General features: G+C 59.1%; 10 protein-coding genes. 2 read left to right on the forward strand and 8 right to left on the reverse strand.

The genetic code is table 11. From position 1 onward, the window contains the following. Positions 1-40 precede the first annotated feature (40 nt). The 6 genes from CLM58_RS00975 to CLM58_RS01000 all read right to left on the reverse strand — a co-directional run bounded on the left by CLM58_RS00975 (position 41) and on the right by CLM58_RS01000 (position 6,167). Positions 41-511: an Hsp20 family protein gene (locus tag CLM58_RS00975; RefSeq protein ID WP_095594046.1), complete on the reverse strand. Its 471-nt coding sequence runs from the start codon at positions 509-511 to the stop codon at positions 41-43. Between the two features lie 126 nt (positions 512-637). Next, positions 638-1,438, reverse strand: coding sequence for a trypsin-like serine peptidase (locus CLM58_RS00980; protein ID WP_095594047.1), 801 nt, complete (start codon positions 1,436-1,438; stop codon positions 638-640). Next, positions 1,435-2,244, reverse strand: a complete 810-nt coding sequence (locus CLM58_RS00985) for a trypsin-like serine peptidase (RefSeq protein WP_095594048.1) — start codon at positions 2,242-2,244, stop codon at positions 1,435-1,437. The genes CLM58_RS00980 and CLM58_RS00985 overlap by 4 nt, the downstream gene beginning before the upstream one ends. Before the next feature lie 41 nt (positions 2,245-2,285). Continuing rightward, entirely contained in the window at positions 2,286-3,584 is a 1,299-nt protein-coding gene (gene glcF / locus CLM58_RS00990) for a glycolate oxidase subunit GlcF (RefSeq protein ID WP_095594049.1), read from the reverse strand. 2 nt (positions 3,585-3,586) lie between these two features. Beyond that, a complete protein-coding gene (locus tag CLM58_RS00995; RefSeq protein ID WP_095594050.1) occupies positions 3,587-4,708 on the reverse strand; it encodes an FAD-binding protein in 1,122 nt (373 codons plus the stop codon). A 28-nt stretch (positions 4,709-4,736) separates the two neighbouring features. After that, complete coding sequence (locus CLM58_RS01000; RefSeq protein WP_095594051.1) at positions 4,737-6,167, reverse strand: FAD-linked oxidase C-terminal domain-containing protein; 1,431 nt, start codon at positions 6,165-6,167, stop codon at positions 4,737-4,739. A gap of 80 nt (positions 6,168-6,247) precedes the next feature. Between CLM58_RS01000 and CLM58_RS01005 the strand changes: the two genes are divergently transcribed. Beyond that, positions 6,248-6,964, forward strand: a complete 717-nt coding sequence (locus tag CLM58_RS01005) for a DUF599 domain-containing protein (protein WP_095594052.1) — start codon at positions 6,248-6,250, stop codon at positions 6,962-6,964. Positions 6,965-7,013: 49 nt separating this feature from the next. After that, positions 7,014-7,367, forward strand: a complete 354-nt coding sequence (locus CLM58_RS01010; RefSeq protein WP_095594053.1) for a hypothetical protein — start codon at positions 7,014-7,016, stop codon at positions 7,365-7,367. 76 nt (positions 7,368-7,443) lie between these two features. Here CLM58_RS01010 and CLM58_RS01015 read toward each other — a convergent pair whose 3' ends face one another. Next, positions 7,444-7,818 carry a putative quinol monooxygenase gene (locus CLM58_RS01015; RefSeq protein WP_143226492.1) on the reverse strand — a complete coding sequence of 125 codons (375 nt, stop codon included), beginning with the start codon at positions 7,816-7,818 and terminating at the stop codon, positions 7,444-7,446. Between the two features lie 168 nt (positions 7,819-7,986). Then, on the reverse strand, positions 7,987-9,570 hold the full coding sequence (locus CLM58_RS01020) for an HD domain-containing phosphohydrolase (protein WP_158221829.1): 1,584 nt from the start codon (positions 9,568-9,570) through the stop codon (positions 7,987-7,989). Between the last annotated feature and the right edge of the window lie 6 nt (positions 9,571-9,576).

The raw sequence follows: 9,576 nt of genomic DNA on the forward strand, positions 1-9,576 counted from the left end.
TCACACAGCGCGCCTGCCTTCCGGGAGGTAAAGAAGGCGATTAGACCTCGACGGTCTTGTTCTCGACAGCTTTCGCTTCGACCTCGTCGCCTCGGGCGATCTCGATCCGGCGTGGTTTCAGCGCTTCGGGGATCTCGCGGACAAGATCAATGTGCAGCATGCCGTCAGCATGGGTCGCGCTGGTTACGCGCACGTGGTCGGCCAGATGGAAACGGCGCTCGAACGCGCGGGTCGCAATGCCGCGGTGCAGGTAATTCCGCTCTGTCTCTTCGCCCGACTTACGGGCCGCTACGATCAGCGCGTTTTCCTTTACGTCTACAGACAGATCGTCGCCAGAGAAACCGGCTACGGCAACTGAGATACGGTAGGCGTTTTCACTGGTTTTCTCGATGTTATACGGGGGGTAGCTGGGCTGTGCAGCCGTATTGGACAGCACGCGATCCATCATGTCAGCCACACGGTCAAAGCCAACGGTGGCACGGTACAGAGGTTCAAAATCCAGGTTACGCATCTTTCGTCATCCTTCTTACAAGCGATGTATTTTCAACTGGCCTTCCAACTGGACAGACCAAAATTTTGCAGGCCCGTTTGGCACCCACAGATTAGATTTGGGGAGGAGTTTTTAGGGTTTCAAGACCTAGGGCTTGATGAACCGCGCACCGCCGATTTCTTTCTTGCCGCCCACGGTAACGGACCGGCCCTCGACCACCGTTACAGGGAAAACCCCGCGCCCTGAGTAAAGATCAGCCCGAAGCTGTTCGACGGCAGGCGCGACTTCGGTTCCGAAAGAGACGGTCTTGTCGCCGTCACGATACCCGCGCGATATGATCGAGACGATCTTGGCGCGAAATCCGATCTGTTTGAACACCGGCGCCCCGGAAGAGCCATGATCCACGTCACAACTGAAGGCCATGACCTGTTCATAGGCATCGGTCACCTCGCACCCGGCTTCGCGTGACAGGGTATGTCGCCGCCCCTGTCCGACCGAGACCACCTCGATCAGGTCGCCTTGCTCAACCTCGTCGCTGGTCTCAAACGGGGCGGCCACGGCCAAGGGGATGCCGCTTTCCAGCTGCACCAATGCCACGTCGGATCGGATGGATTGCAGCGCGTCTTCACCGCCTAAGCTGAAGTCCGGCATCATCACCGCGCGAAGGCCCGCGCGGCTTGCAACCGCTTCGTCCCGCCGCATGCCCGCCTGAAAAATGATCTCGCGGGGGTCGATCACAACCCCATCCCTTAGCAGGCAATGCGCAGCGGTCAGAACCAGATCATTGTCCACCAGAACCCCGGTGCAATAGCCGCCCTCTGGCAGGTCCAGCCGACCAACGGCCTCTAACCCCAAGGTCTGGGACCGAAGGCGCAACTCACTCAGCCGGTCCTGCGCTATTGCGCCAGAGCTAAGAAGGGTCAGGCAAAGAAACGCGCGCAAAATCATGGTTTCACAAACTTCGCGCCGCCTGTTGCGCGCGCGCCTCCTGTTCCGAAACCCACAGATTTTGTCGGGGTCCAGACGTCGTCACCTTCAGCCAGATTCAGCATCAGCAGGTCCAGCGACCGCACAATCGGCGTACCAAGCGCAACCTTCTGTTCATTGACATCCGACTTGGCCGACACGACCGACACGATCCGCGCCTCGCCCCCTTTGAAACTGAAAACCGGGGCACCCGAGGACCCAAAGTCGATGTCACAGGACAGCATCAAAACACCCGGCCTGCGCGCCATGACCCGGCACTGTTCCTGCAAGGCGGGCTCTTCCGATCGGTTAAAAGCGTAGGACACCACGCCAACCCTGTCGCCCTTGCGGGGATGCGAACCGGTGCGAAACGGAACAACCCCCGACAGGCTGATCGGGCGATCCAGCTCCAGCAGCGCCAGATCATAAGACACCCGCTTCATGAAGGCTTCGCTGTCAAAAACATACTCAGGATGCACGACCGCCCGGCGCACCTTGCGATAGGCCCGTGCCCTGCCATCCCGCCAGCCTGCCAGAAACTCCATCTTTTCCAGCGGCTCAGGCGTTCCTGTGAACCGGTTGAACATGCAATGGGCGGCCGTCAGCACAAGATCGGCCGCGATCAGCGCACCAGTACAGAAACCAGATCCGCCGATATCCAGCCGCCCGACGGCGTCCCAATCTTTGCTTTCTTCAGCGGTCTCAAGCCGCTGCAGACGAGAATCCTCCTGCGCCGAAAGCGCGCCCGAAAGCCCGCAGATCGTCAGCAAGAGTATCACAAGCCGCATCGGTTCCTCCTACGCTGGACGATGCGGGTTTGGTCGGACCATCAATCCCCGAGGCCACGCAAAGCGGGTGGGATCGGCCCACCGGTCGCCCAGTCCAGCAACTCTACTGTATGCACTATCGGCGTTTCGGTTCCAGAGCCGATCTGCATCATGCAGCCAATATTGCCCGCCGCGATCACGTCTGGATGCTTCGCTTCTAGCGTCTTCACCTTCCGTGCCTTCAGCTGTTTGGAGATCTCGGGCTGCATCAGATTATAGGTCCCGGCAGACCCGCAGCACAGGTGGCTATCGGCGGGTTCGACCACGGTGAACCCTGCAGATTTCAGCATGTCCTTGGGGGCCGTTTTGACCTTTTGCCCGTGCTGCAGCGAACAGGCCGCGTGATAGGCCACGGTCATGTCCTTCGGCGCCTTGGCCCCGGACATATCCAGCTTTTGCAATAGTTCAGAGATGTCCATCGCCAAGCCCGCGACCTCGGCCGCGTCCCCGGCCAAAGCGTCATTGCGGAACATGTGGCCATAGTCTTTCACGGTCGTGCCGCAGCCCGATGTGTTGATGACAATGGCATCAAGCCCGCCGTCCGCCTTCTCGGCCATCCATGCACGGATATTCGCGGCCGCCGCCGCATGGCTGTCGGACTCGCGCCCCATGTGATGGGTCAGCGCCCCGCAGCAGCCTGCGCCTTTGGCGACCACGATCTCGCAGCCCAAACGGCGCAGAAGACGGATCGTGGCATCGTTGATATCGGTGTTCAGCGCCTTTTGGGCACAGCCGGTCATCAGCGCTACTCGCATCTTAGGCGGGGTTTTCGCCTCAAAGACCTGCGGCCGGTCATTGCGACTGACCGACGGGATCTGCTTCGGCGCCATTTCCAGCATCGCGCGCAATCTGGCGTCCGGCATAAACCGCGCGAAAGGCCGCCCGATCTTGGCCCCCAAAAGCGCCAATCGGAACCGCGTGGGATAGGGCAGTATCTTGGCCAACATCCAGCGCAACGCCCGATCCGACATCGGACGCTTGTAGTTTTGTTCGATATAGGATCGCGCATGGTCGACCAGATGCATGTAATGCACGCCCGAGGGGCACGTCGTCATGCAAGCAAGGCAAGACAGGCAGCGGTCCACATGCTTCACCGTCTTCTCATCTGGTACACGCTCGTTTTCCAGCATGTCCTTGATCAGGTAGATACGGCCTCGGGGGCTGTCCAACTCGTCGCCCAAGACCTGATAGGTCGGGCAGGTTGCCGTGCAAAACCCGCAATGGACACAGGCCCGAAGGATCTCGTTCGAGTGGGCAATCGCCGGGTCAGTCAATTGTTCTGGGGTAAACTCTGTCCGCATGATTACCTCATCAGCCCGGGGTTCAAAATACCGCGCGGATCAAACTGCGTGCGCAGGCCTGCGCTGATCCGTGCAAGGGGTTCCGGCTCTGGCTGGAACATCGCAATCTGCGACCGCGTAGAGGCCGCGGCGCGCACCAAGGTGGCGTGCCCTGCGATCCCCTGTAGATCGGGCCTGATATCACGGCCCTCGTCCACAAGCAGCCAGACCAGCCCGCCTGCCCAGTCATAAACCACACGCTCTGCCCCAACAGCCGCAGCCACGCGCGGTCCGTCGGACGGTTTCACCGACACGCGCCAAACATCCCCTGGTAGCCCGTGGAACGCCTCGACGTCGCGGACCCATTTCCAACCCGCTGCCGTTTTTTCCGGATCGGTCTCTATCAAGGCCTCGCCGTAATCCTTCAGCAACTCTGCCAACTGACCGGCGCGATAGGCCACGGATTGCGCGAAGCCTTCCACCCGGAACATGGTGACCGGATGTCCATCCACACCCACCGGCACATGCGCTGCCCCCGATACTTCGAACGAAGATCCAACAGCACGCGCCAAAGCGGAAATCGCCTGACTGTCGTCCAAGCCGTTCACCAGTACAACCGCCCGAGCCTCGGGCGCGGGCAACAGCTTGAAGGACACTTCGGTCAACACGCCAAGCGTGCCGAAGGACCCGGCCATCAGCTTGACCAAATCATAGCCGGTGACGTTCTTCATCACCCGCCCGCCATTCTTGATCACATCGCCTCGGCCATCGACGAAACGCACGCCGATCAGGCTGTCACGACAGGCGCCTGCCTGTATCCGTCTGGGCCCCGAAACATTGGCCGCCACGACCCCGCCAATCGTCGGTGTGCCCGTGGTCCCCAGCAATCCTCGATGGTCCATCGGCTCGAAAGGCAACCGCTGCCCTTCGGCGTCCAATGCGGCCTCGACCTCGGCCAAGGGGGTTCCGGCCTTGGCAACAAGGGTCAGGGCCCCCGGCTCATATCGTTCAATGCCCGTCAGGCCCGCCAAGCTGATATTCGGCTCGGCCACCACTCCACGGGTTCCACCGCCACAAATCTGCAACGGAGCGTCGGCGCTGGCCACCAAATCGGCCAGCTCGGTCTCGGTCTCTGGTCTTCTCATCTTTATCTTTCGGAAAAGGGGCTGGCCCCTAGCTCCGGCGCTCCTTTGTTGCGTCCAGAGGGAATACTTTCGACGGGTTCAAAAGCCACTTGGGGTCGAACACGTCCTTCACCCGCAGCTGCGCTTCGAGATCCACCTCAGCGTACTGCACATTCATCAGGTCCCGCTTTTCGATCCCGACACCGTGTTCGCCGGTCAGGCAACCGCCGACCTCGACGCATAGTTTCAGAATTTCGGCACCGAATTTTTCGCAAATTTCCAGATCGCCGGGCTTGTTGGCATCATACAGGATCAGGGGGTGCATGTTGCCGTCACCCGCATGAAAGACATTACCCACCAACAGGCCGAACTCTTCTGACATCTCACCGATCCGGCGCAGCACATAGGGCAGTTCGGACACCGGGATGGTCCCATCCAGACACATGTAATCGTTGATCCGACCCATCGCGCCAAAGGCAGATTTGCGCCCCAGCCAAATCCTTGCGCTTTCATCAGCGGAGGTACTTTCGCGCAACTCGACCGGGTTGTGCTGGCGCGCGATTTCCAGGATCAGCTCAAGCTGTTCGTTGATCTCGGCGTCTGATCCTTCGACCTCGACAATCAACAGCGACTCGCAATCGGGGTAGCCCGCGCCAACAAAGGCTTCTGTTGCGCGGATGACCGGGCGGTCCATGAACTCGATCGCTACGGGCAAAACACCCGCTTTGATAATGTCGCTGACGCATTGGCCTGCGACCTCGTTGCTGTCGAACGCCATCAGAACGGGGCGTGCGCCTTCGGGTTTGCGCAGGATGCGTAGTGTGGCTTCGGTCACGACGCCCAGCTGCCCTTCGGATCCGCAGATCAGTCCCAGTAGGTCCAGACCACCGGCATCCAGATGCGCCCCGCCGATCTCGACCACAGAGCCATCCATCATCACCATGGTCACGCCCATCAGGTTGTTGGTCGTCACCCCGTATTTCAGACAATGCGCCCCGCCAGAGTTCATCGCGATATTGCCCGCAATCGCGCAGGCCAGTTGCGACGAGGGATCGGGCGCATAGAAGAAATCATTCTCTTCAACAGCGCCACTGACGCTTAGGTTGGTACGGCCCGTCTGCACCCGGATAAACCGGTTGTCATAGTCGACCTCCAGCACCTCGTTCATTCGCGCCACACCAAGGATCACGCTGTCAGCGGTCGGCAGCGCGCCCCCCGCCAGCGACGTTCCCGCCCCGCGCGGCACCACCGGAACATCTTCGTCATGGCAGATCTTCAGCACCGCTGCGACTTCTTCGGTCGAGCTGGGCAGCACGGCACAAAGTGGCGGGCACTTATAGGCGGTCAGCGCGTCGCATTCATAGGCGCGGGTTTCGGCCGGGTCGTGGATCACGGCATCTTCGGGCAGAACACCGCGCAGGCGGTCCACCAAACGTGCTTTCTTCGACATGACCCGGGCGTCCGGGACGGGCATTTCCATGAGGCTCCTCCAATTTCGCAGAATCCTATTCCGTTTTTGGCAGATGACAAGCGTCCCCTACCAGCTATAGATTCGATCTCATGGAACTTTTGGACCACCTTCAGCACTTCTCGCTGCTTGACGCCTTCGCCGTCGCCTTCCTGCTGATCAGCTGGTGGTTGATGAGCCTGAAGATAGAACTGCCGAACGGCGCCAAACCGTCGGTGTCGATCCTGATGGAGGACTATCGCCGGGTGTGGATGCGCAACCACGTCACCCGCAACCCAAGGGTGCTGGATGCAATCATCATCGGGAACCTGCGCGCGGGCACAACCTTCTTTGCCTCGGGCTGCATGATTGCCATCGGTGGTGTTCTGGCCCTGATCGGTAATACCGAACGTCTGATGGTGGTCGCCCGTGACCTGTCTTTGGACCAGTCGCCAAAAATCATTTGGGAACTGAAGCTCATTTTCCTGATGCTTCTGTTGGCGCATACCTTCCTGAAGTTCGTCTGGTCGCACCGCCTGTTCGGGTATACCTCGGTCCTGATCGGCGCGATCCCGAACGACGAGAATGATCCCACGGCCTACCAGCGGGCAGATCAGGCTGGCGTGATCATCAACAACGCCTCGCGCCACTTCAACCGGGGGCAGCGGTCGATCTATTTCACCCTTGCTACATTGGCCTGGCTGCTAGGGGCCATTCCCTTGTTTCTGGCCACACTGACAACATTGGCCGTGATCTGGCGCCGTGAGTTTGCCTCAACCTCGCGCAGCCTGCTGCTGTCCGGCAAGGAAATACCGGGCACAGAGATGTGAACTGACCCCCCCCTGTTTTCTGTCACACTGGCCGGCGAAAGGATCCCTTATGCGCCTGCCCCTGATCGCCCTGTTGCTTAGCAGTCAAACTGCACTGGCCGACCCGGCCGAGATTGTCGAAGCATCCGCCAAGGCCCAAGGGTCTGGCGATTGGAACATTTCCGTTACCCTGCGCCACCCCGACACTGGCTGGGACCACTACGCCGACGGGTGGGAGGTTCTGTCGCCCGACGGAACCCGACTTGGTTTTCGCGAGTTGCTGCATCCACATGTGAACGAACAACCTTTCAAAAGATCGCTTGGCGGCGTCACCATTCCCGCAGGTCTGGACCACGTCCTGATCCGCGCGAAGTGTTCGGTAGATGGATGGGGCAAAGATTTGTTTCGGCTTGATTTGCCATAGCCAATGAACAGCGAACCAAACACAGACGAGGCCCCAAAGGGGCCCCATCCATGGTGATTGTTCTTTCGTATGCGCCTTAGCGCTCGAACCCACCAACCTGATCATAGAAATTCGCTCCGAAGCCAGCCAGCCCCTCGCGAACGCCACCTTCCGCCGGGCCATAAACCTGAAGCCCGGTCGGTGACAAAATCGCCAGAAAACGTTCCGCGAAATTTGCCCCGAAGCTGGCAAGGTGGATACCAGCATCTTCGTTCGTTTCGTAGCGTTCGTTGATGTGAATGACGTTACCGGACCGGTGCCACTCGTAAGATTTGGCACCCGCTTCTGCCTTGGTCGCTTCGACCATTTCAGCCATCAGCGCGTTGAACGCGTCATCTTTGCCTTCGGCCAATTCAAGGGTCAGTGTCCATGCGATATCGTCGGTGGCTTCGGCCATTGCGGTGGTTGTCATGAGTCCTCCAATCAGCAGCCCTGCTGCCATTGCTGTTTTGATTGATTGCTTAATCATCTCGTTGTCCTTCGTTCGTCCGGCAGCTTGATTGTCGCCGTTGAAATCAGGATGCAGCAGTGGAAGGTCCCCATGTATCGGGAGTATTCCCTATTTTTTTCACGAAATACCCTAGTCCATCACGATGCCATGCTCTAGCGCGAGCAAGGCCAAGGCAGGTCGGGCGCGAACATCCGTTTTATTATAGATGCTTTGAATGTGATGATCCGCGGTCTTGGGCGAAATCCCCAGCGCCTCTGCGATCTCGGCGGTGGTTTCACTTTTCGCAAGCCGCGACAGAACCTGCGCCTCGCGGCGGGTCAGCCCAAAGGGATACGCGGCTTTGGCGTCACTGACCTTATGACCAGCGGCCTGCAACACGCTTGAAACGGCGACTGCTGGAAAGACCTTCTCGCGCGCGGTGGCATTCAGCGCATTCGCAGCTTGATCCGCGCTTAACGCAGGGCGGTTTGGCATACCGTGTGTGAGTTCATCGTATTCATTGGCGACCGCTAGAATATTTGACGCCAGATCGGACAGTCTGATCCCTCTGTGATACCCGGACCCGTCTGCCCTCTCTTGCACAGAGGCCGCCACGCTTACCCATTTCGAGAACGGATCGCCGTGCGACAGGTAGAACTGCGTCTGGTAGGTGTGACGCTCCATCTCCAGCCGTTCCGAGACCGCCAGTTCTGTTTCTTTGTACCAAATCCTGTTGCTGATCGCGCATTTTCCGATGTCGTGGACCAAGGCCGCAAGCCTTAGGTTCTCGATATCGCCTTTAGACAGTTTGGCCACCTTGCCAGCCTGCGCCGCCAAGCTTGAAACCCTGCGCGAATGGCTTCGGAAACACACTGCTTTGTGGTCCGTCATATCCGCTGCAATTTCAGCCAATGTCTCGCGGCAAGTTGGCGTCATCAAGATGCGATCGCCGGGTTCTGCCGCGATGAAGTTTTCGAACTCGGGCGTCTTGCTGGCGACTTCAAAAATATCGTCGGCAAATTCCAAGAACTTGGCGCCAAGGTTTGGATCAATCTCGTGGCCAAGCTTCGCTGCAATCACTTCTTTCGCTTGGGTGGCGTTGTATAACCGCCGGACAAGCTCGGCCATTTCGGTGATCCGGTGCAGCCGTTGCAGATATGGCAGCGACTCACCGCCATAGGGCAGAACCTTGCTATCCCAACGGCCATAATAAAACGGGATGCTTTCCAGAACGGCCTGCGAAATCGGCAGCCTTTTCGCCAACAGGTAAGACTGGCGGCAATGCGCTGCAGTAAAGTCAGGTGCCGCTAGCGGGATCATGTCGCAGATGCTTTCAAAGGCGGCGTCGCGGTCCTCGCTGGGGGCGTCTAGGGCAATGAATTGCGCCAAGTGCTTTTTCAGATCCGCACGGTCAGCCCAATCACCCAGCATAGTCGCGACGGCAAAGCCCTGATCGTCTCCGATCGACATCATTCCTGTTTCATGACTGGTAATGGTACATCCGATGAAGCGGACCAAAGCAATATAGTAGGCATCTTTTTGCGTCGCGACGTCGTCGCCAAGCCGCCTAGAGAACTCTGCCGCGACAATCGCGGCGGTCAGACCAGAGCCCTGCGGCCGTCCCGTTGCGGCGTCTGCGGCCAACGCTAAAACACCCAAACCTTCTGCAATACCGGTCTTCGTGCCACTTCCCAGAAGGGCAGCGCCTATGCTGGCTAGGTTTAGACTTTTCATAATGAT

This window comes from Actibacterium pelagium (genome assembly GCF_002285415.1).
In the GTDB taxonomy this organism is placed as follows: domain Bacteria; phylum Pseudomonadota; class Alphaproteobacteria; order Rhodobacterales; family Rhodobacteraceae; genus Actibacterium_B; species Actibacterium_B pelagium.